This is a genomic window from Actinoplanes sp. NPDC004185 (genome assembly GCF_053603475.1).
Genome location: NZ_JBSGFR010000019.1, coordinates 46,313 through 67,636, shown reverse-complemented (window position 1 = coordinate 67,636; position 21,324 = coordinate 46,313). Strand labels below are relative to the sequence as shown.

At 72.5% G+C, this 21,324-nt stretch carries 17 protein-coding genes and 1 pseudogene; 12 read left to right on the top strand and 6 right to left on the bottom strand.

Annotation, left to right across the window (positions count from 1 at the left end):
* Positions 1 to 15 precede the first annotated feature (15 nt).
* The 8 genes from ACWEOZ_RS20745 to ACWEOZ_RS20710 all read left to right on the top strand — a co-directional run bounded on the left by ACWEOZ_RS20745 (position 16) and on the right by ACWEOZ_RS20710 (position 6,691).
* Positions 16 to 168, top strand: a complete 153-nt coding sequence (locus ACWEOZ_RS20745; protein WP_451912308.1) for a hypothetical protein — start codon at positions 16 to 18, stop codon at positions 166 to 168.
* Positions 165 to 467 (top strand): helix-turn-helix domain-containing protein, encoded by a 303-nt coding sequence (locus ACWEOZ_RS20740; protein WP_451912307.1) that lies wholly within the window; start codon positions 165 to 167, stop codon positions 465 to 467. Before ACWEOZ_RS20745 ends, ACWEOZ_RS20740 begins: the two co-directional genes overlap by 4 nt.
* A gap of 249 nt (positions 468 to 716) precedes the next feature.
* Entirely contained in the window at positions 717 to 1,292 is a 576-nt protein-coding gene (locus tag ACWEOZ_RS20735; protein ID WP_451912306.1) for a (2Fe-2S)-binding protein, read from the top strand.
* Positions 1,279 to 2,271: an FAD binding domain-containing protein gene (locus ACWEOZ_RS20730; RefSeq protein ID WP_451912305.1), complete on the top strand. Its 993-nt coding sequence runs from the start codon at positions 1,279 to 1,281 to the stop codon at positions 2,269 to 2,271. Before ACWEOZ_RS20735 ends, ACWEOZ_RS20730 begins: the two co-directional genes overlap by 14 nt.
* Positions 2,268 to 4,517 (top strand): xanthine dehydrogenase family protein molybdopterin-binding subunit, encoded by a 2,250-nt coding sequence (locus tag ACWEOZ_RS20725; protein ID WP_451912304.1) that lies wholly within the window; start codon positions 2,268 to 2,270, stop codon positions 4,515 to 4,517. Before ACWEOZ_RS20730 ends, ACWEOZ_RS20725 begins: the two co-directional genes overlap by 4 nt.
* Positions 4,518 to 4,591: 74 nt before the next feature.
* Entirely contained in the window at positions 4,592 to 5,179 is a 588-nt protein-coding gene (locus ACWEOZ_RS20720; protein WP_451912303.1) for a dihydrofolate reductase family protein, read from the top strand.
* 95 nt (positions 5,180 to 5,274) lie between these two features.
* Positions 5,275 to 5,922 carry a hypothetical protein gene (locus ACWEOZ_RS20715; RefSeq protein ID WP_451912302.1) on the top strand — a complete coding sequence of 216 codons (648 nt, stop codon included), beginning with the start codon at positions 5,275 to 5,277 and terminating at the stop codon, positions 5,920 to 5,922.
* A gap of 70 nt (positions 5,923 to 5,992) precedes the next feature.
* A complete protein-coding gene (locus ACWEOZ_RS20710) occupies positions 5,993 to 6,691 on the top strand; it encodes a FadR/GntR family transcriptional regulator (protein ID WP_451912301.1) in 699 nt (232 codons plus the stop codon).
* Between the two features lie 8 nt (positions 6,692 to 6,699).
* Here ACWEOZ_RS20710 and ACWEOZ_RS20705 read toward each other — a convergent pair whose 3' ends face one another.
* The 5 genes from ACWEOZ_RS20705 to ACWEOZ_RS20685 all read right to left on the bottom strand — a co-directional run bounded on the left by ACWEOZ_RS20705 (position 6,700) and on the right by ACWEOZ_RS20685 (position 14,483).
* Positions 6,700 to 7,734 carry an ABC transporter permease gene (locus ACWEOZ_RS20705; protein WP_451912300.1) on the bottom strand — a complete coding sequence of 345 codons (1,035 nt, stop codon included), beginning with the start codon at positions 7,732 to 7,734 and terminating at the stop codon, positions 6,700 to 6,702.
* On the bottom strand, positions 7,727 to 9,235 hold the full coding sequence (locus ACWEOZ_RS20700) for a sugar ABC transporter ATP-binding protein (RefSeq protein ID WP_451912299.1): 1,509 nt from the start codon (positions 9,233 to 9,235) through the stop codon (positions 7,727 to 7,729). The genes ACWEOZ_RS20705 and ACWEOZ_RS20700 overlap by 8 nt, the downstream gene beginning before the upstream one ends.
* Positions 9,232 to 10,299 (bottom strand): sugar ABC transporter substrate-binding protein, encoded by a 1,068-nt coding sequence (locus ACWEOZ_RS20695; RefSeq protein ID WP_451912298.1) that lies wholly within the window; start codon positions 10,297 to 10,299, stop codon positions 9,232 to 9,234. The genes ACWEOZ_RS20700 and ACWEOZ_RS20695 overlap by 4 nt, the downstream gene beginning before the upstream one ends.
* Entirely contained in the window at positions 10,296 to 11,618 is a 1,323-nt protein-coding gene (locus ACWEOZ_RS20690; protein ID WP_451912297.1) for an enolase C-terminal domain-like protein, read from the bottom strand. Before ACWEOZ_RS20690 ends, ACWEOZ_RS20695 begins: the two co-directional genes overlap by 4 nt.
* A gap of 141 nt (positions 11,619 to 11,759) precedes the next feature.
* Positions 11,760 to 14,483 (bottom strand): nSTAND1 domain-containing NTPase, encoded by a 2,724-nt coding sequence (locus ACWEOZ_RS20685; RefSeq protein ID WP_451912296.1) that lies wholly within the window; start codon positions 14,481 to 14,483, stop codon positions 11,760 to 11,762.
* Between the two features lie 149 nt (positions 14,484 to 14,632).
* Here ACWEOZ_RS20685 and chvE point away from each other — a divergent pair, with 149 nt between their 5' ends.
* The 4 genes and pseudogenes from chvE to ACWEOZ_RS20665 all read left to right on the top strand — a co-directional run.
* On the top strand, positions 14,633 to 15,763 hold the full coding sequence (chvE, locus tag ACWEOZ_RS20680) for a multiple monosaccharide ABC transporter substrate-binding protein (RefSeq protein WP_451912295.1): 1,131 nt from the start codon (positions 14,633 to 14,635) through the stop codon (positions 15,761 to 15,763).
* Positions 15,760 to 18,486, top strand: a complete 2,727-nt coding sequence (locus tag ACWEOZ_RS20675; RefSeq protein WP_451912294.1) for a hypothetical protein — start codon at positions 15,760 to 15,762, stop codon at positions 18,484 to 18,486. The genes chvE and ACWEOZ_RS20675 overlap by 4 nt, the downstream gene beginning before the upstream one ends.
* Positions 18,487 to 18,545: 59 nt before the next feature.
* Positions 18,546 to 19,490: an acyltransferase domain-containing protein gene (locus tag ACWEOZ_RS20670; protein WP_451912293.1), complete on the top strand. Its 945-nt coding sequence runs from the start codon at positions 18,546 to 18,548 to the stop codon at positions 19,488 to 19,490.
* 66 nt (positions 19,491 to 19,556) lie between these two features.
* Positions 19,557 to 20,090: pseudogene (locus tag ACWEOZ_RS20665) on the top strand (Bax inhibitor-1/YccA family protein); the annotation flags it as partial.
* A gap of 69 nt (positions 20,091 to 20,159) precedes the next feature.
* Here ACWEOZ_RS20665 and ACWEOZ_RS20660 read toward each other — a convergent pair.
* Complete coding sequence (locus ACWEOZ_RS20660) at positions 20,160 to 21,308, bottom strand: low temperature requirement protein A (protein WP_451912292.1); 1,149 nt, start codon at positions 21,306 to 21,308, stop codon at positions 20,160 to 20,162.
* Between the last annotated feature and the right edge of the window lie 16 nt (positions 21,309 to 21,324).

Genomic DNA, 21,324 nt, shown 5'->3' with positions numbered 1-21,324 from the left:
TCGTAGCGTGAGCCCATGACCTTGACCGACGCGCCCGGTGGCCACGCCCCGGTGACCTTCGACTCGGGGCGGGACGCCGGGTGGCGTTCCGTGGTGCTGCAGCGGGTCACCAACGAACGGACGGCCGCCGGCCGCGATGTGAGTACGGTCCCGGGCGGCTCGGAATGACCCCTCCCGGGCGGGCGACCACCCTGCGGTGGCAGACGCACTCGACCGACAACAAGAAAACCTGCAAGCGCCTTCCACTTCGGCCGGATGTTCGGCGCCGCGGTCGGCGAGCCGCCGCGGCGCACCTGACCCGGTTGCGGGTCGAGGCGGCCTGCCGGCACCTGGAACGGGACCACACGTCGGTCACCGATGTCGCGTACCTGTGCGGCTTCAGCAGTTCCGCCCACCTGGCCGCCGCCCTGCGCCGGCACACCGGCCTGACACCCTCCCAGTACCGCCGCCGGCACCGGGCGCGTTGACGGGCCGGCGGTGACAGCAAGAAATCGTCATCGCGGCAGCACGGCGATGTAAGCGCCGGTCGACCGCCGGTTCCTGGGGTGAGCAGCATGTCGATCACGAGGCCCGGCCTGGACAGGCGCGGTGGCCGGTGGTTGCGTGGAGGGCATGCGCCGCCGGACGTCCGGCCGCTTGCCGCTCGGCTTTCCGGAGGACAGGCCCGGTCCCGGACACGATCCGAGGCTCAGTCCTGCGAATGGAGGAGCAAGGCCATGACAGCGATCCATCCCGGTGCCACCACGGCACCGCATCCCGCGGAGCCCGTCGCGACGCCCGGGCCGGACCGGCGCGGGCCGTCGGCCGGTGTCGTCGGTCTGACCGTCAACGACGTCGGGCACACCGTCGACCTGGAGCCGCGGGTCAGCCTGCTCGACGCACTGCGGGAGCACCTCGGCCTGACCGGCACGAAGAAGGGCTGCGACCAGGGCACCTGCGGCGCCTGCACAGTCTGGGTGGACGGTCGCCGGGTGCTCGCCTGCCTGACGCTGGCGGTCACCTGCGAGGGCCGTGCGGTCACCACCATCGAGGGCCTCGGCGGCGACGGCGGCGACCTGCACCCGATGCAGCAGGCGTTCATCGAGCACGACGCCTTCCAGTGCGGCTACTGCACCTCGGGCCAGATCATGTCCGCGGTGGCCCCGCTGCGCGAGGGCAACGCCGGCGACGACGCCGCCATCGCGGAGTTCATGAGCGGCAACATCTGCCGCTGTGCCGCGTACCCGAACATCCGGGCCGCCATCCGCGCGGTCCGCGACGGACGGCAGGGGGCCGGCGATGCGACCCCTTAGTTACGTACGCGCCCGCGACGTCGACGAAGCGGTGACCGCGGTCGCCGGCGACCCCGCGAGCACCTTCCTGGCCGGGGGCACGACCGAGGTCGACCTGATCCGGCTCGGGGTCACCGCACCGGACGTCCTCGTGGACATCAACGCCCTGCCGCTCGCCGACGTGTCCGGCACGGCCGATGGTGGCCTGCGGATCGGCGCGCTGGCCCGGATGAGCGACGTGGCCCGCCATCCCGTGGTCGTCGCCGGCTATCCCGGCATTTCCCAGGCGCTGCTGCTGGGCGCGTCCGAGCAGCTGCGCAACATGGCGTCTATGGGCGGCAACCTGTGCCAGCGGGTGCGGTGCGCGTACTTCCGGGACGGCGTCTCGCCCTGCAACAAGCGCGCGCCGGGCAGCGGCTGCTCGGCGCTCGACGGCTTCAACCGCGGCCACGCCCTGCTCGGCACCAGCGACCACTGCATCGCCACCCACCCCTCGGATGTCGCGGTGCCGCTGGTCGCCTTCGACGCCACGGTCCGCACGACCGGGCCGAGGGGCAGCCGCTCGATCCCCATCGACGACTTCTACCTGCTGCCCGGCGACACGCCGGAACGCGAGCACCCCCTCGAACACGGCGAACTGATCACCGCCATCGAGGTGCCCGGCCTGCCGCTGGCCCGGACGTCGTGCTACCTGAAGTTCCGCGACCGGCAGTCGTACGAGTTCGCCCTGGTCTCGGTCCTCGCCGCGATCCGGGTGGAGCGGGGCACGGTCGCCGAGGTCCGGCTGGCCCTGGGCGGCGTGGGCACCAAGCCGTGGCGCGCCCGGCGAGCCGAGGCGGCGCTGACCGGCGCACCGGCGACCGTGGAGGCCTTCGCCCGGGCTGCCGCCGAGGAGATGCGACCGGCGATCACCCGTCCCCTGAACGCCTTCAAGGTCACATTTGCCGAGCGCGCCGTCGTGCGAGCGCTGACCACCGCGATGCAAGGAGCACAGCGATGAGCCCCGCGGTAGGAAGACCCGTCGACCGGGTCGACGGCCGGGACAAGGTCACCGGCGGGGCCCGGTACACGGCGGAGATCGCGCTGCCCGGCCTGGCGTACGCGGTCATCCTCGGAGCCGCGGTGCCGGCCGGGCGGGTGACCTCGGTACGGGCCCGGGCCGCCCTGGACCAGCCCGGCACCCTGGCCGTCCTCACCCACGAGAACCTGGAACGGATCGCCGCTCCACCGCATCTGCTGCCGTCGCTGGTCGGCCAGGCGGCACCGGGGGAGAGCTTCTTCCCGATGCAGGAAGACGTCGTGCACTACCAGGGGCAGCCGGTCGCGGTGGTGGTCGCCGACAGCCACGAACGGGCCCAGTACGCCGCGTCGCTCGTCGAGGTCGACTACGAGCGGGCGCCGTCGGTCACCACGATCGACGAGGGCCGGGACCGGGCGTACGAGGCCGAGCGGCTGTTCGGCGGCCTCGCCCCCGGGCGCAACGAGCGCGGCGACGTGACCACCGCCCTGGCCGCCGCCCCGGTACGCGTCGAGACCACGCTGCGGATGGCCGCGAACCACCACAACACCCTGGAACCGTCGGCCACCACGGCGGTCTGGCACGACGGCCGCCTCACCCTCTACGACTCCACCATGGGCGTACGCGCCACCCAGCTCACCGTCGCGCAGCTGCTGGGCCTGCCGCTGTCCCGGATCCGGGTGATCACCGAGTACGTCGGCGGCGGCTTCGGCGGCAAGGCGATGGTGTGGCCGCACGTCACCCTGGCGGCCATGGCGGCCCGGCACGTCGGGCGCCCGGTGAAGCTGGTGCTGACCCGGCCGCAGACGTACACCTCGCACGGCCACCGCGAGGAGCAGGAGCAGCGGGTCACGCTGGGCGCGGGCGAGGACGGCCGGTTGACCGCGATCCGCCACGAGAAGCTGTCGATCACCTCGCCGTTCGACGACTGGGCCGAGCCCGCCACCGGGGTGTCCGCCCAGCTGTACGCCGTTGACCACTACCTGGGCGTGCACCGGCTGATCAAGGGCAACACGATGACGCCGACCTTCACCCGCGGCCCAGGGGAGACCCTCGGGGTGTTCGCGCTGGAGACGGCGATGGACGAGCTCGCCGCCCGGGTCGGGGCCGACCCCGTCGAGCTGCGGCTGCGCAACCGGGCCGGCACCGACCCGTACGGGCACCCGTGGTCCAGCGACGGCTTCGCCGAGTGCCTGCGGGCCGGCGCGGAGGTGTTCGGCTGGCAGCAGCGCGATCCGCGGCCGTGCTCACGGCGTGAGGGCGACTGGCTCATCGGGTCGGGCATGGCCGCCGCGGCGTACCCGATCGCGTTCTTCATGCCGGTGCAGCACGCCCGGGCCCGGGTCTACGCCGACGGCAGCGCGGTGTTCGGGGCCGGCGCCCAGGAGTTCGGCACCGGCGCCACCACGGCGATGACCCAGGTGGCCGCGGACGCGCTCGCGGTGTCCCTGGACGCCGTCCGCTTCGAGGCGGGCGACACCGACCTGCCGAACACGTCGTCGGCCGTCGGCTCGTCCGGCGCGATGATGGTCAGCTCCGCGGTCCACGACGCCGGGGTGCGGCTGCGCGACCGTCTGGTCGCGATGGCGGTGGCCGACCCGAAGTCACCGCTGCACGGCGCCGACCCGGCGAGGATCGGCGTGCACGAGGGCCGGATGGCAGTGGCCGACCGGCCGGACGCCGGTGAGACCTACGCGGATGTCCTGCGGCGCAACCGGCTGCTCGACGTCGAGGCGCTGGGCAGCTGGACGCCGCCACCGCTGGACACCCCGCACGGCCTGCTGACCTTCGGCGCCCAGTTCGCCGAGGTGGCCGTGGACGCCGACCTCGGCCTGGTGCGGGTACGCCGGCTGGCCGGGGCCTTCGCGCCCGGCCGGGTGCTGAACCCGAAACTGGCCCGCAGCCAGCTGATGGGCGGCATGCTGTGGGGCCTGAGCCAGGCCTTGCTGGAGGGCAACCGGATGGACCCCCGGTCGGGGCGCTGGGCCGCCGGCAATCTCGGTGAGTATCTGGTGCCGGTCAACGCCGACGCACCCGATGTGACGGTCGAGTTCGTCGAGGTGGAGGACCCGGTGGTGGGGCCGCTCGGGGTGAAGGGCGTCGGTGAGATCGGGCAGGTGGGGGTGGCCGCGGCGATCGCGAACGCGGTCTTCCACGCCACCGGCCGGCGGATCCGCGAGCTGCCGATCACCGCCGAACTGGTGATGGAGGGCCGGGCCACAAGATAATTCACCGCGTCGTGTCGGATCGGTTCCCGTGTGTTCGTGGGGAGGATGAGACAACCGATCAAGGAGGAACCGACATGACCGCTGTCTACACCTGGGATGTGTTCTCGACCCTCGACGGCTACGGCTCGTACGCCGAGGGGGCGGACTGGGGCGGCTACTGGAGCAAGCAGGGCCCGGAACTGCTCGCGCACCGGGCCGCATTGTTCGGCACCGAGCAGCGGATGGTCTTCGGGGCCACCACGTTCCGGGAGAACGCCGAGATCATGTCCTCGGGCATCGATCCGCACACGCTCGACGAGTGGAACGTCCGGACGATGCGCATGCCGGCCACCGTCATCTCCTCGACGTTGCGGGACACCCTGGGCTGGCCGGACGCGACCATCGTCAGCGGTGACGCGGTGGCGATCGTCACCCGGCTCAAGCAGGAGTCGGACGTGCCGCTGCGCTCGCAGGCCAGCCTGTCGCTGAACTGGTCCCTGCTGGCCGCCGGCCTGGTCGACCGCATCCAGGTGACGATCTTCCCCGTCATCTCCGGCCGGACCGGGACCAGCCCGATCCTCGGCGGTGCGGGCGACTTCGACCTCGAACTGCTCGAGAGCCGCACCCTGGACGGCCACACCCAGGAACTGGTCTACCGGCCCACCGCCCACCGACAGCACTGACATCCAGGGCCGTCATCGTGCCCTCCGAGCCCTTGCGGCGCTGCGCCGTCGGTCGGGGCCGCCGCGCCGGGCCCCGAGCGGCTACCTTGTGTCGCATGCGTCTGGCACCACCGGTACCCCCGCGGTCACCGACCACTGTGCGGTTCGCGTCCGCGCTGTTGTTCGGTGTCGTGGGGCTCTCCCTGCTGTCCGCCGTCCTGGAGCTGGTCTTCGTCAACACGGACCTGAGCGTCTACCGCGATGCCTACACCGGCGACACGGGATCCGGATTCCGGAGCATCGTCGGCGCGACGCTCGACATCTTCTTCGTCGGCGGGGCCGCCCTGCTGGCCGTGCTCAACGGTGAGGGCCGCAAGAACGCCCGGGTGACCACGTACGTGCTCGGCGGGATCTTCCTGGTGTGCGGCGGGCTCGGCAACCTGTCGGACCCCATCCACGCGCCGTCCGGCTCCGCGGGCGAGGGTACGGTCGCGCGGTTCCTGCCGGCCGCGTACGGCATCAGCGCCGGCCTGCTCGACGCGCTGACGGTCCTGGCCGCCCTGGCGGCCCTCGTGCTGCTCGCCCTGCCGCCCTCCAGCCGTTTCTTCGAGGCCGTCCAGCGCAACCGGTACGTGCTGGTCGTGGCGCCGCAACCGCACTTCGGCCCCGACATCCCGAGCGGAGGCACACCGCAGCGCGACCTGCCACCACACACCGGCAGCATTCCGGCGAGCGACCCGTGGGCCCAGCCGGACGGCCACTGACCGCCGGACGACCGCGGGACGCCCGCCGGTGACGTTACGATGAGTGCCTCATGGCTTGCGGGAGGATCCGGTGGCGCTGACCGACGAGGCGATCACGCGGATCCGTGGGCTGATCCAGTCGGGGGAGCTGCCGCCGGGCGCCCGGCTGCCCACCGAGCAGCAGTTGTCGCAGGAGATGGGCCTGTCCCGCAGCGGCGTCCGGGAGGCCGTCAAGGTGCTCGAGGCGGCCCGCGTGCTCGACGTGCGCCGCGGCGACGGCACCTATGTGACCAGCCTGGCGCCGCGGCTGCTGCTGGAGGGTCTGGGGGTCGCCGTCGAGCTGCTGCGCGACGACACCTTGCTGGAGGTCATGGAGGTGCGCCGGATGCTGGAGCCGGTGGCCACCGGCGTCGCCGCCCTGCGGATCACCGACGCCGACGTGGCCCGGCTGGGCGAGATCCTCGAGGACATGCGGGGCGCGGCCGAGGACGCCGAGCAGCTCATCCGGTACGACGCCGCGTTCCACCGCACGGTCATCGCGGTCACCGGCAACGAGACGCTGACCTCGCTGCTCGACGGGCTCTCGGGGCAGACCCTGCGGGCGCGGGTGTGGCGGGGGCTGATCGAGGGTGGCTCCGCACACGTCACGCTCAGCGAGCACGAGGCGATCTACCGGGCGCTGCGGGACCGGGACCAGCTGCTCGCCCAGGCGAGCGCGCTGATCCACGTGAACACGTCCGAGTCCTGGCTGCGTACGGTGTTGGCCGCCGCCCCGCGGCACCAGCTGTAGCGCCGCGCTCAGGTCTGGGCCTTGCCGCCGGTGATCCGGGAGACGACCAGCGCGACCAGGATGACCGCACCGTTGAGGAAGTTGGTCCACTGGGCCGGCACGCCGCCCAGGGTCAGCACGTTGATGATCATGAAGAGCAGCAGCACGCCGGTGAAGGCGCCGAAGACGGTTCCCTTGCCGCCGTTGAGGCTGACGCCGCCGATGACGGCCGCGGCGAAGACCTGGAAGATCGCCCCGTCGCCCTGCGCCGCCGTGACCGACGCGAGCCGTCCGCTGATCAGCAGGCCGGCCAGGGCGGCCAGCGTGCCGGCGATGATCAGGGTCAGCCACACGACCCGGTCCGTCCGGATGCCGGCCGCCCGGGCGGCGTCGACGTTGCCGCCGATCGCGTAGAGCGAGCGCCCGGCCCGGGTGTAGCCGAGGACCACGACGGCCACGGCGAACAGGGCCAGGGTGATCCAGATCGACGCGGGCACGCCCAGCCAGGATGTGGAGCCGAGGTAGGTCATGGACTCCGGCAGGGCGAAGAAGGTCTTGCCGCCGGAGATGCCGGTGAGCAGGCCGCGCAGGACGATGAGCATGCCGAGCGTGACGATGAAGCCGTTGAGCCCGAAGCGCACGATCAGCAGGCCGTTGAAGGCGCCGATCAGCGCGCCGGTCAGCAGCACCAGCGGGACGGCGAGGGCGCCCGGAAGGGCGTGCACGCCGAGGCCGTGGGTCACCGCCGGGTCGACGATCAGCCAGGCCGCGACGCCCGGGGCCAGCCCGAAGGTGGACTCCAGCGACAGGTCCATCTTCCCGGCGATCAGCACCAGGGTCTCGGCCAGCACCACGATGGCGATCTCGGACATGCTCTGCAGCACGTTGATGATGTTGTCCGGTTGCAGGAACACCGGGCTGACGATGAAACCGACGATGGCGACGGCGACGATGGCCGGCACCAGCGCGAGGTCGCGCAGCCGGGCCAGGGCGAGGGTACGGCGGGCGGCCGGCGGTGCCGGGGCGGCCGGGGGAGCGGTGGTGCCGGAGAGCGTGTCAGACATGGTCGAGATCGACCCCTTCCATGGCGGCTACCAGGTCGTTGTCGCGCCAGCCGGACGGCATGTCCCGCACGACCCGGCCCCGGACCATGACCAGGACCCGGTCGCAGACGCGCAGATCGTCGAGCTCGTCGGAGACGACCAGCACGACACTGCCGCGCCGGCGGACCTGCTCGACCACGCCGAGCAGGGTCTGCTTGGATCGCACGTCCACGCCGGCGGTCGGGGTGACGAGGACCAGCAGCTTGGGGTCGCCGGCCAGGGCGCGGCCCATGACCACCTTCTGCTGGTTGCCTCCGGACAGGTCGGAGACCGGCACCTGCGGGCCGGACGCCTTGATGGCCAGGTCCTTGATGAACCGGCCGGCGAAGGCATCGCGCCGGGCCGACGAGATGAGACCGCGCCGGCCGACCCGCTCGGGCACGGTCATGGTGATGTTCTCGGCCACGGACAACAGCGGCACCAGGCCCTGCCGGTGCCGGTCCTGCGGGACGAGGCCCACGCCCGCCGCGAGCGCGTCCGGCACGCTGCCCCGGCGCAGCGTACGGCCGTCGACGGCGACCGTGCCCCCGGCCGGCCGGGCCAGTCCGACCAGGGCCTCGGCCACCTCGAACTTGCCGCTGCCGCCCCCGCCGGCCAGCCCGATCACCTCGCCCGCCCGGGCCTCGAACGACGCCTCGGCGCCGGAGGCCGTGACCAGGTCACGGACGACGACGCGGACCTCGGCGTCCGCGGCCGGCGGCCGCCGGTGCGGGTCGGCGGCCAGGCTGACGTCCTCGCCCGTCATCGCCGCCACCAGGGCGGCGCGGTCGAGCTCGGCCACCTCGGTGGTGAGGATGTGCCGGGCGTCGCGGAAGACGGTCACCACGTCGCAGATCTCGTAGATCTCCTGCAGGTGGTGGCTGATGAACAGGAAGGTGACGCCCTGCGCGCGCAGGGCCTCGATGCGGGCGAAGAGCCGGGTGATGCCGGTGCCGTCGAGCTGGGCGGTCGGCTCGTCGAGGATGATGAACCGGGCGCCGAAGGACAGCGCCCGGGCGATCTCCACGAACTGCCGCTGCTCGACGGTCAGCGCCGACGCCGGCTGGTCCACGTCCACGTCGACCGACCAGGTCGCCAGCAGCTCGCGTGCGGAGCGGCGCAGTGCGGCCCAGCGGATGAGACCGCCGGCGCCGCGGTCGTGCCGGTTGAGGAACAGGTTCTCGGCGACGGTGAGGGTCGGGATGATCGTCGACTTCTGGTAGACGCAGGCCACCCGCCGGCGCCACGCGTCCCGGTCGCCGAGCGGCGGGGCGGGCCGGCCGCCGAAGGTGATCCGGCCGGTGTCCGGCGCCTGCAGCCCGGTCAGCATGGCGACCATCGTCGACTTCCCGGCGCCGTTGCGGCCGACCAGGGCGTGCGTCTCGCCGGGCCGTACCGTGATGGCGGCCCGGTCGAGCGCGACCGTGGATCCGTAGCGTTTGCTGATGTCGGCGGCCTCGACGACCGGCTCCCCGGTCGTCATGAGTTGTTGCCCCACAGCGACGTGGCGTCGTACTTCGCCGTCTTCTCACCGCCGATCGTCGCGCCGTCCGCGGTGACCAGCGGCGCGGAGAGCTGATCCTCGAGCAGACCGTCGCGCACCTTGATGATGGTGCTGTCGTGATCGGTCGGCCCGGGCTGGAACGTCTTGCCGTCGACGGCGGCCTTGGCGTAGAAGAGCCCGTACTTGGCGTACAGGTCGGCGGGCTGGCTGACCGTCGCGTCGATGAGGCCGGCCTTGATGTCCTTGAGCTCCTCGGGGATGCCGTCGTTGGAGACGATGAAGACGTGCTTGGGGTCGCTCGGGGGCACCAGCCGGCCCTTCTGCTTGAGCACCTGCTTGGTGCCGGACAGGGCGAACGACGACTGCATGTAGACGCCCTTGAGGTCGGGGTCGGACGCCAGCCGCGTCTGCAGCTTGGACGCCGCGACGTCGCCCTTCCAGTCGGTCACCTCGCCGAAGACCTTGATGCCGGGGAAGTCCTTCTTCATGCAGTCGTTGAAGGCCTCGGTGCGGTCGCGGCCGTTGATCGACGCGAGATCACCCTGGAGCATCACGACCTTGCCCTTGCCGCCCAGCTTGGCCCCCAGGAACTGGCACGCCTTGGTGCCGTAGGCGCGGTTGTCGGCCCGCACCACCATGGCGACCGAGCCGGTGTCGGGCCGGGTGTCGATGGTGACGACCGGGATCTTCTTGGCGGCGAGCTGGTCGAGGCTGGGTGCGATGGCCGCGGTGTCCTGCGGGGCCATCACCACGGCCTTGACGCCCTGGCTGACGAAGGTCTGCACGTTCGAGATCAGCGTGGCCACGTCGTTCTGCGAGTTCGTCGTCTTGAGCTCGACGCCCAGCGCCCGGGCGGACTCGGGCACGTACCGGATGTAGGAGTTCCAGAAGTCGGTGTCCGACCTCGGGTAGTCCACGCCGACGATCGGGGCGGTGGCGCCCCCGCCCTCGGCCGCGGGCGAGTCACGGTTGCAGCCGGCCGTGGCCGACGTGACGCCGACCGTCGTGACGACCGCCAGACCGAGCATTATTCTGCGGTTCATCGGAGTCCTCCATCTGATGAGTCGGCGCCGGCCCACCGGGGGCCGTCGGGATACCGGTACGCCGCCAGGGTCGCCGGCAGCATCTGCGCGCTCATCCCGGCCGTCCGGGGCGCCATGTAGCGGCCGTTCTCGATGCGTACGGGGGCGGTGAAATGCTCGTGCAGGTGGTCGACGTACTCGATGGCGCGGCCCTCGGCCGTGCCGCTGACCGCGATGAAGTCGACCATGGCCAGGTGCTGCACCAGCTCGCAGAGGCCCACACCGCCCGCGTGGGGGCAGACCGGGACGCCGAACTTGGCCGCCAGCAGCAGGATCGCCAGGTTCTCGTTGACGCCGCCGACGCGGCAGGCGTCGATCTGGACCACGTCGACGGCACCGGCCTGCAGCAACTGCTTGAACATGACGGCGTTGTGCATGTGCTCGCCGGTGGCGACCCGGATCGGCGCCAGCGCGGACCGGATCGCGGCGTGCCCGAGGACGTCGTCCGGTGAGGTCGGTTCCTCGATCCAGTACGGGTCGAACGGCGCCAGCTCCCGCATCCAGCCGATCGCGTCGGTGACGCCCCAGACCTGGTTGGCGTCGACCGCGATGTGCACGTCCGGGCCGACGGCGCGCCGGGCGATGGCCAGCCGCCGCACGTCGTCCTCGAGGTCCGCCCCGACCTTCAGCTTGATCAGCTGGTAGCCGTCGGAGACCGCCTGCTTGCACAGCCGGGCGAGCTTCTCGTCGTCGTAGCCCAGCCACCCGGGGGTGGTCGTGTACGCCGGGTAACCCTCGGCCAGCAAGGTTCGTTCGCGCTCGGCCTTGCCCGGGGCGGCGTCGCGCAGCATGGCCAGCGCCTCGTCCTCGGTCAGCGCGTCCCGCAGGTAGCGCCAGTCGATCTGGGCCACCAGCTGCTCCGGGGTCAGGCCGGCCAGGAGCTTCCACAACGGCTGGCCCGCGCGCCGGGCGGCGAGGTCCCAGACCGCGTTGACCAGGGCGCCGGCGGCCATGTGCACGACCCCCTTCTCCGGTCCCAGCCAGCGGATCTGGCTGTCGCCGATGAGCCGCCGGGCCAGCGCGCCGGGATCGGCCACCAGCTCGCCGACCGGCAGCCCGGTGACCATCGTGGCCAGCGACCGGATGGCGGCGACCTCGATCTCCGTGCCGCGGCCCACGGTGAAGACGAACCCGTGACCCTCGCCGCCCGCGGTGGTCCGCAGCACGACGTACGCGGCGGAGTAGTCCGGGAACGGGTTCATGGCGTCGGAACCGTCGCGGTGCCGCGACGTCGGGAACCGGATGTCGAAGGTGTCGACGGACGAGATGCGCTCAGTCACCGAGGCTCCTGCTCTGTGCTGGCCCGTGCCGACGTACGACCGCGACAGGCCCCAGACATCTGATGTATTTATAGGCTCCTCCCTGCTCCTGTGTCTACAGCGGGTCAGCGGGATGCCGAAGAAGTTAAAAAATCAGATGTCTCAGGAGCACGGTGCCTGACGACTGGCGCCGGGGAAGTACCGGTGCCAGTCCACGCCGACACCTCGGGCACACGTCTGCCGGATCACCGCGGCGAGGTCCGGGTCGATGCGCCACATCGCCGACTTCCCGTCCAGGACGGCCAGGTCGTTGCCGCTGAGCCGGGGCGAGCTGAGGCGCAGGCCCTGGGTGTGCAGCCGCAGGACGTCCCGGCCGGTCGCGGTGTCCCAGACCTGGGCCCCGGCCCCGTCGACGACCGCCACGGTGCGTCCGGCGGCGTCGAAGGTCAGACCGGTCGTCTCGTCGAGGCCGCCGGCGCGGGCCACGATCCGTGGCGCGTGGGGGTCGGCCGCGTCCAGGACGGTGGTGGTCGTGTCGCTCGCGTACGACGTGACCCCGATCAGTCCGGCCGGTCCGGCTTGCACGATCCCGGGGTGCGGGACCCGCAGCAGAGTGCTGGTCCGGCGGCCGTCGAGGGTCCAGCGTTCGATGACGTCCTGGTCACCGGTGCGCCGGCTGAGGACGATCCCCGAGCCGTCGGCCGGCACCGCCGTCCCGACGACATCGGCGGCCGGCAAGGTGCGGACCGAGCGGTCACCGACGCGCCAGACTCTGGCCGTACGGTCCGGGCCCAGGGCGCTGACCAGGGAGCCGGTCCGATCCATGCCCTGCATCAACCCCAGCCCGGCCGGCGCCGGGACGGACCGGGGGTGGTCCAGGTCGGTCAGGTCCCAGAGCTGGGAGCGGGTGTTGCCGCGCCAGTAGATCGCCCGGCGCTCGTCGATGCTGCTCAGGTGGAGGTAGCTGTTGGCGGTGGGCAGGAGCCCGGCCTGCCGCCACGTCTCACCGTCCCGCCGCCAGAGCCGTTCCCCCAGCGTGCGGGTGTCGTAGGTGACCGCGAAGCGGCCGGGTGGGTGCACGTATCCGCGGCCGAGGGTGGTGGCCCCCGCGGCGGCGTGCGCCAGGAGCAGCACGTCGCGGGCCTCGACAGTGGGAGCGAGCCGGTACGCGGCCAGAGCCAGTGCCGCGGCGTCGACCGGCCGGGTGGCGATCAGGTCACGGGCGGCATCGGTGGCCCGCAGGGACAGTGCCTCGTTGCGCTGGCGGGCAGCCCGGTGCTGGGCCGCCGCCGCGGCGACCGCTGTCCCGGCGAGCAGGACGGCCAGCACCGCCAGCCCCGCGGTGAACCGGCGCAGCCGGCGGGTGGTGCGCTGGTCAGCTCGGCTCCGGGCCTCCTCGGCGGCCAGGCCGGCGGCGACGAACGCCCGCTCGCGAGGATTGAGCCGGTCGCGCAGCCGGGCCGCCTGTTCGAGGCGGGTGCCGCGGTAGAGGGTGTCGGGGTCGTACCCGTGGGCCTCCCAGACCGCGGTGGCCTCGGTGAGCCGGTGCTGGGCGCGCAGGTCGTCACGGTCGTCGGCGATCCAGCCGGCCAGCCGCGGCCAGGCCTTGAGGAGCGCCTCGTGGGTCAGGGTGACGCTGTCGCGCTCGATGGTGATCAGCCGGGCGGCGGCCAGCCGGTCGAGCAGGGCGTCCGGCACCTGCAGGTCGGCCCGCCGGACCCGCCGCTTGGTGTCCTCGGTGCCGTCGCCGGGCACCACCAGGCGCAGGAACAGCAGCCGGGCCGTGCCCCGCTCGGCCTCGGTGAGCTGGTCGAAGGTGTGCTCGGCGGTACGCGCGAGAGCGTGCTCGATGCCGCCGACATCCTCGTAGCCGGTCAGGGTCAGGACCACGCCGCGCCGCCGCCGCCAGGTCTCGGCGAGCGTGTGTGACACCAGCGGCAGCACGGCGGGTTGCCCGCTGACGTCCGAGACGAGCCGGGCCAGCAGCGCCGTCTCGATCGAGGCGCCCGCGTGGGCGGCCGGTCCGGTGATCGCCGACCGCAGCTCCTCGGTGGACATCGGGCCGACCAGCACCTGGGCCCGGTGCAACGCGGCCACCAGCTCCGGGTGGCGGGCGCAGCGACCGTAGAAGTCGGCGCGGACGCTGATCACCACCCGGCTCTGCGGGCCCGCGGCCGTGGTCAGCGCCCGGATCAGCCACAGCCGGGCGGCTTCGTCGCAGAGCGTGAACACCTCTTCGAACTGGTCGACGACCAGCACCAGGTCGGCGGCGGCCTTCGCCAGCCAGCCGCGCAGGGCCTGCGGGTCGGCGGTGAGGTCGTCCCGGACCCGGTCGGCGGGCTCGTCGGCGAGCTTCGCGATGGGCACCGCCAGCTCGGTGATCGGGTCGGCTCCCGGGGTCACCACGATCGCGGTGCGCGCGCTGCGGGCGACCAGGCCGGCCCGCAGCAACGACGACTTGCCGGCCCCGGAGGAGCCGAAGATCCCGACGAACGGCCGTTCCTCGACCAGCGTCAGCAGGGTGTCGGTCAACGCCTCGCGGCCGAAGAACCGGTCGGCGTCGTCCACCTGGTAGGGAGCCAGACCCACGTACGGCATGGGCGCCTCGCCGTCCGCGCCCGGCTGCGCGGCCGCCAGCTGCCGCCACCGCTCGGTCCAGTCGCCGATGTCGCCGTCGCAGGCCCGGACGATCGCCACGGTGACGGCCAGGCTCGGCAGCCGGCGGCCGGACAGCGCCTCGGACAGCGCCGCGGCCGAATAGCTCGTCCGCTTGCCCAGCTCCCGGTACGAGGGCAGGCCGGCCCGCCGCCGCAGGCGCCGCAGGTCACCGGCGAACCGCAGCAGGGGAGTCTCCTCGGACTCCAGCGGACGTTCCTGTCGGGGCACCGGCCCTCCATTCGTCGCGGCCATTGTCCTCGCCGATGTCCAGCGTTGGTTGTTCAGCAGCCGACGCCGAACACGAACAACGCCGCGCTCCCTACGGTCGGGATCGTTCCGCCGGCGCACCCGCCCGTGCAGTATTGAGGAGTTCGTGCATGCGATACACCCGCATCCTGGCGGCCGCATCGGCCGTCGTCCTGACCTTCCCCCTGGCCGCCTGTGGTTCCAGCGAGAAGACGGCCGACAAGAAGACGGCGGCCGGCACCGGCAACGCCGGCGCGCTGATCGGCGTCACCATGCCCACCCGGTCCTCGGAACGGTGGAACGGCGACGGCGAGAACGTCAAGAAGGAGCTCGAGGCCCTGGGTTACAAGGTCGACCTGCAGTACGCCGAGGACGACATCCCCACCCAGATCAACCAGCTGGACAACCAGATCACCAAGGGCGCCAAGCTGCTGATCATCGCGCCCATCGACGGCACCGCGATCACCACCCAGCTGCAGAGCGCGGCGGACAACAAGATCCCGGTGATCTCGTACGACCGGCTGATCCGTAATTCGCCCAACGTCGACTATTACGCCACCTTCGACAACTTCCGGGTCGGCGTGCAGCAGGCGACCTCGCTGCTGACCGGCCTCAAGCTGCTCAACGCCGACGGGTCCAAGGGCTCCGCGAAGGGCCCGTTCAACGTCGAGTTGTTCGCCGGCTCGGCGGACGACAACAACGCGACGTTCTTCTACAACGGCGCCATGTCGGTGCTGAAGAAGTACCTGGACGACGGCACACTGAAGGTGCCCAGCAAGCAGACCGACTTCAAGAGGATCGCGATCCTGCGGTGGAAGCCGGCGGTCGCCCAGGACCGGATGGAGAACCTGCTGACCTCGACCTACCGTTCCGGCCTGAGGGTGGACGGTGTGCTGTCGCCGTACGACGGGCTGTCGATCGGCATCGTCTCCGCGCTCAAGAGCAACGGCTACGGCACGGCCGGCCAGCCGTACCCGGTCGTGACCGGCCAGGACGCCGAAGTGGCCTCGGTGAAGTCGATCATCGCGGGGGAGCAGTACTCGACGATCTTCAAGGACTACCGGGAACTGGCCAGGACCAGTGCGCAGATGGCCGATGCCGTGCTCAAGGGCCAGAAACCGACGACGAACAACAACAAGGACTACGAGAACGGCGTGAAGGTCGTGCCGTCGACGCTGCTCGACACGGCGATCGTGAACAAGACCAACTACGAGAAGATGCTCATCGACAGCGGCTTCTACAAGAAGACCCAGCTGCAGTGAGGATCGTGGCCCTGGCGGCTCTGGCTCTCGTCCCGATGACCGTCGGCGCGGGGGTACCGGGCGCGATCCCGGCGGCGGCTCACGGCGCTGCGCCGTCGCCCTCGGCGCCCGGGACGGGCTGGCGGATCAGCGGCGACACAGTCACCTGGCGGTCGCCGGAGGCGATCCCGGTCGGTGACGCGGCGGTCGAGTTCTGGACGGGGGTGCGGCGGCTCGGGGTGGCCCGCCGGCTCGACGCGCACACCTTCGCCCTGCGCTGGTCCGGTACCACCGCGCCGACCGGCCTGACGGTCCGGGCCGGCGGGCGCCGGCTGGACCGCGCCCCGGCCTCGACCCGGCGCTCCGGCCCCGTACCCGGGACGGCCGCCCCCGGCCCGGCGCTGCCCGCGAATCCGGTGGATCCCGGAGTTCCCGGTCCCTACCGCATCCGGTCCGGCGAGTACACGCTGCCTCCGCTGACGCTGCCCGGCTATCCGGCTGCGGTCGAGATGCAGGCGCTGGTGACAGCGCCCGTGGGTGCGCCCGGCGCGCGCCCGCTGGCGCTGTTCCTGCACGGCAAGCACGCGACCTGCTACGGCGGGCCGGACAGCACCGCTTACCGCTGGCCGTGCCCCGCGGGCAGCCGGCCCCTGCCCAGCTACCGCGGCTACCGTCAGGCCCAGGACCTGCTCGCCTCGCAGGGCTACCTCACCATCTCGATCTCGGCGAACGGCATCAACGCGCAGGACGAGTCCGACGGTGACGGCGGGGCGCAGGCCCGGTCCTCGCTGATCCGGGCGCATCTCGCGCGGTGGGCGGAATGGGCCGGGACCCGGCGATCGGGCGCGCCGGCGATCGCTCGGGCCGCCCCGCCCGCCGACCCGAGCCGGGTACTGCTGATCGGCCACTCCCGCGGTGGCGAAGGGGCCAACCGGGCGGCCATCGACAGCCTCACCCCACCGCCCGCCGCGCGGGACGGCTACCACGGCCCGGTGCGCTGGACAGTGCGCGGCATGCTGCTGATCGGCCCGACGGCGTTCGGGCAGAACCAGGCGCCGGATGTGCCGGCCGCCGTGCTGCTGCCCGGCTGCGACAACGACGTCGCCGACCTGTCCGGTCAGATGGACGTCGACGCCACGCGGGGCGTCAGCAACGGCGCGGCGATGCACAGCGCGCTGTTCATGGTCGGCGCCAACCACAACTACTTCAACACCGAGTGGACGCCGGGACAGGCCGTCGCGCCGGCCGGTGACGACTTCCCGCGCGGTGTCGACGATCCGGTGTGCAGCCCCGGCCGGCCGGCCCGGCTGACCGCGGCCCAGCAGCAGCGGGCCGGGGCGACCTACATCGCGGCCGCGGCGCGGGCGTTCGTGGCCGGTGACGACCGTGTCCGGCCCCTGCTCGACGGCACCGGCGTCCGGGCCCCGTCGGCGGATCCGGCCCGGGTGCTCAGCCACGCCGTGGGCGCCGGCCGGACGCCCGCGGTGCTGCCCGACGAATCGCTGACCGTCACCGGGCACGGCCGGCTCTGCGAGCAGGTCGACCCTGATCCCGGCCGGGCCTGCCTGGCCCACCCGGACGACAGCCTCTGGGCGTGGTCGCCGCACTTCGTGGGAATCGACCTGGCCACCGACGAGCCGGGCCGGCACTCGGTCGAGCTGACCTGGTCGAAACCGGGGGAGGCGACCGGTCTGCGTCCGGCGCGCCCACGGCCGGTCGCCGGCGATCTGGCCCTGCGGCTCATCGTCCCGCCGGGCAGCACCGGTACGCGGATCGGCGTCGTCGCCACCGACCGCCACGGCCGTAGCGCCGACCTCGGCACGGTGACGCTGGACGGGCTGCCCTTCTCGGAGAACCTGCCCCGCTACTGGGCGCAGGAGGTGCGATTGCCGTTGCGGGGCCTCACGTCGCTCGCCGAACTGAGGCTGGTGCCGCGGAGTCCCGGCGGAACGGCCTGGCTCATCGACGCGTGGGGGTGGCGGCCGGGCCTTCCGGCAGCACGGCCGGACGCGTTGCCGCGCATCGACGCCGATGACCTCACTGTCGACGAGAACGATGCCGGCGAACGTACGGTGCAGGTGCCGGTCCGGGTCACCGGCCGCGGCGCCGGCCGGGTGAGATTGTTCCTGGCCGACTTCTCCACCGGCCGGACGCGTTCCTGGGTCGCCGCGGTCCGCCCCGGCCGCAGCACGGTCCCGGTGCCGTTCACCGTCGCGGGCGACCGGCTCTACGGTTCCGACCAACGGCTCGTGGTGAAGGTCAAGGCCCTGCGGGGCGTGCAGGTCGGCAGCTGGATCGGCCTGGTCCGGGTACGCGACGACGACCCGGTCCCGCAGGTCACCGTCGAACCGGTCGACGACTCGGTGGTGGAAGGTGACCCGCTGCGGTGGCGGATCACCCTGTCGGACCCCATCGAAGGCCGGATCTACGTGGACGCGACCGTCCGGCCGCCGGGTGCCGAACCGGAACTGTCCACCACCGACGTACCTCCGGACTGGCTGACCGAGGGGGGCGGCCAGGAGGCGGAACCGAGCCGGCCGCTGTCGGAGCTCGAACACTTCGGCGTCTCGGCCCAGCTGACCCCGGACCGGCTGACGGCCGAGCTGACGGTGCCGACGATCGCCGACGAGCTGCCCGAGCCGGTCGAACGGATCCGGCTCGCGCTGTCCGGCTCGGGGCGCGGCCTGGCCGACCTGGGCACGGTGACCGGAAGCGTCTCGGACCCGCCCGGCGCGCGGCGGTAGCCCTACCGGCCGATCCGTCACGGGCCCGGAGTGACGGATCGGCCGGTAGGGTCGGGCCCGTGGATCTGGAAGACATCGCTGCCCGGCTCGGAGTGCCCGTCGAGGACGTCGAGCGCGTGCAGCGGCTCGCCGGTGACCGGCCGTCGGCTCCGCTGCCCGCCAAGGCGGACGCACCGGCGATGCTCGAGCGGCTGGCGGTACGGCCGGACGACGCCGCGGAGATCATGGCCGGCTGGCCCGACCCGGACTCTCCGCGGTGGACGCCCGAGCTGCGCTGGCTGCTCGACCGCACGACCGCCCTGGTGCGCGCCGACCTCGGGGGCTTCGACTGGCTGGCGCCCGGCCCGGTGCTGCCGCGCGACCGGGGACCGGCCTGGCGGCACCTGTACGTGTACGCGTATCTGGCCCTGGTGGACGTCGTCACGGCGTACCACCGTGAGCACGGCATCGCCAGGGCGGTGTCGTGGCTGACCCTCGCGGATCTAGGCCGCAACCTAGCCGTCGACCGGCGGATGCGCGGTGAGGGCTGGCCGGTCATGCAGAGCTGGCTGACCTTGCACGCGCGCGGCGGCCTGTACGAGCTGGGCCGGCTGCAACACCAGCGCGGCGCCACGGCCATCGGGCTGCACGTCCCCGAGTCGGGCCCGCTGACCCCGCAGGCGGTCACGGCGTCGCTCGACGAGGCCCGGGCGTTCTTTCCGCGCCACTTCCCCGAGGAGCGGTACACGGAGTTCTCCTGCGGCTCCTGGCTGCTGGATCCGCAACTGCTGGAGTATCTGCCCGAGGACTCCAACATCGTGCGGTTCCAGCGCCGGTTCGAGCTGGAGCCGTACGAGGAGCCGGAGGGCCTGGACGCGGACGAGGAGGCGTTGCGGTTCGTGTTCCGTACGCTGAGCACACCGCTCGACCAGCTGCCCCGCGCAACGACCCTGCAGCGCGCGATCGTCGACCATCTGAAGGCCGGCGGCCACTGGCGCTGGCGCAAGGGCCGCTTCCCGCTGTGAACCTCCTTCGTTCGGTCATCGACTAGGTTCCTAGGATGCTGGAGGGGTGAGTTCGCCCTCGGCGCCTACCTCGGTCGTGACTTTCCCGCCCTGGTCGCCTTCGGCGCGTACCTGCTGTCGTTCGCCGCCCTGATCGCCATGCACTTCGCCGTCCGCCGTTCCCGGCAGGCGACGGTGGCCCTGCTGGCGGCCTTCGGCCTGCTGATGGGGGTGGCGGTCGCGCCGACGCTCGTCTACTACGCCAGCACCGATCCGCGGGCCCTCTGGCAGGCCGCGGCCGCGACAGCGTTGTTCGTCGCCGCGTTCGGCGCGGCCGGCTACGCCACCCGGCGCGACCTCACGGCGCTGGCCCGGGTGTCTTTCTGGGCGCTGGTGGGCCTGCTCCTGTTCGGGATCGTGCTGATCTTCGTGAACATCCCGAACGGGGCCCTCATCTACTCCGTCCTCGGCCTGGTGATCTTCGCGGCTCTCATCATGGTCGACTTCCAGCGGCTGAGGCGCTCCTCCGACGTCGCGTCCGCGCCACTGCTGGCGGCGGCCATCTTCCTCGACATCCTCAACGTGTTCCTCTTCTTCCTCCGCACATTCCGCGGCCGATGACGGCCTGACCTCCGGCGCCGCAGCGTGAGCAGTGGCTGCCGGGAGTGATGCGGCCGGCGGTCCTGGCTCTCATGCCCGCCGGTTCGTCTCGGTGATGATCAGCGCGGTCAGCACCGCCACCAGGCCGGCCAGCCCGGCCGCCGGCGGCAGCACCACAGCGACCGGAACGGCCGCGAGCAGGACCCCGGCCGCGATCAGCCGGGGCGCGCTCAGCACCGCGTGCATCCGGTACGCGAACAGCAGATGCCCACCGAGGTACAGCGCCGCACCCCCGTAGAGCGACAGCGCGTACCACGCGCCCAGCGGCTTCGTGTCGCCGGCGTGCGCCACCACCCCCTCGACGCCGAGCGCGGTGAGCACGATGCCGGCGACCAGCGGGAAGTGCCCGTACGTGTAGGCGTCGACGGCCAGGCTGACCCGGGCCTGGCCGTCGGCCCGCAGCAGGCGGCGTTCGGCCGCGGACGCCACCACGTCGAAGTACAGCCACCAGAGGCAGACGGCCACGCCGACGCCCAGCACCGCGGCGGCCAGCAGCGGCACGCTGATCGGCTGGCCGCCCGCACCTACTCCGATCGCGACGACCGACTCGCCCAGGGCCAGGATGATGAACAGGCCGTGTCGTTCGGTCAGGTGCGCCGGGCTGTGCAGCCGCCAGGCGCCGTGCCGGGCGGTGACGTAGATGCCGGCCCAGTCCACCAGCAGGGCGACCGTGAACAGCACCAGCTGGGCCCAGCCGCCCAGCAGAGCCCCGAGCACCAGCAGGGCCGCACCGACCAGCAGCGGCAGCCAGGTGATGGTGATCTGGCGCCGGAGCCCCGCGTCACCGGTCGCGGCCACGGCGTAGACCATCAGGTGCACCGACCGGACGAGCAGGTACGCGCACACCAGCACCAGTGGGCCGGGCAGGCCGCCGGGCGCGTCGTGCCACGCCTCGGGGATGGCCAGGGCGACCACGAACATGGCCGCCATCGCGACGACCATGCCCGCGCGCAGCAGACCCCGGTCGGCCCGGGAGTGGTTGCCCAGCCAGGTGTAGCCGGACCAGGTGCCCCACAGCAGGGCGAGCACCAGCAGGCCCTGCACCGCGCCGTACGCGGTGTGTTCGTGGGCCAGGTAGGCGGTGATCTGGGTGGTCGCGAAGACGTACACCAGGTCGAAGAAGAGCTCGAACGGCGTCGCCCGGTGCTGCTCGCCGGCCGGGCGTACGCTCGCCAGCACTCTGCGTCGCCGCGCC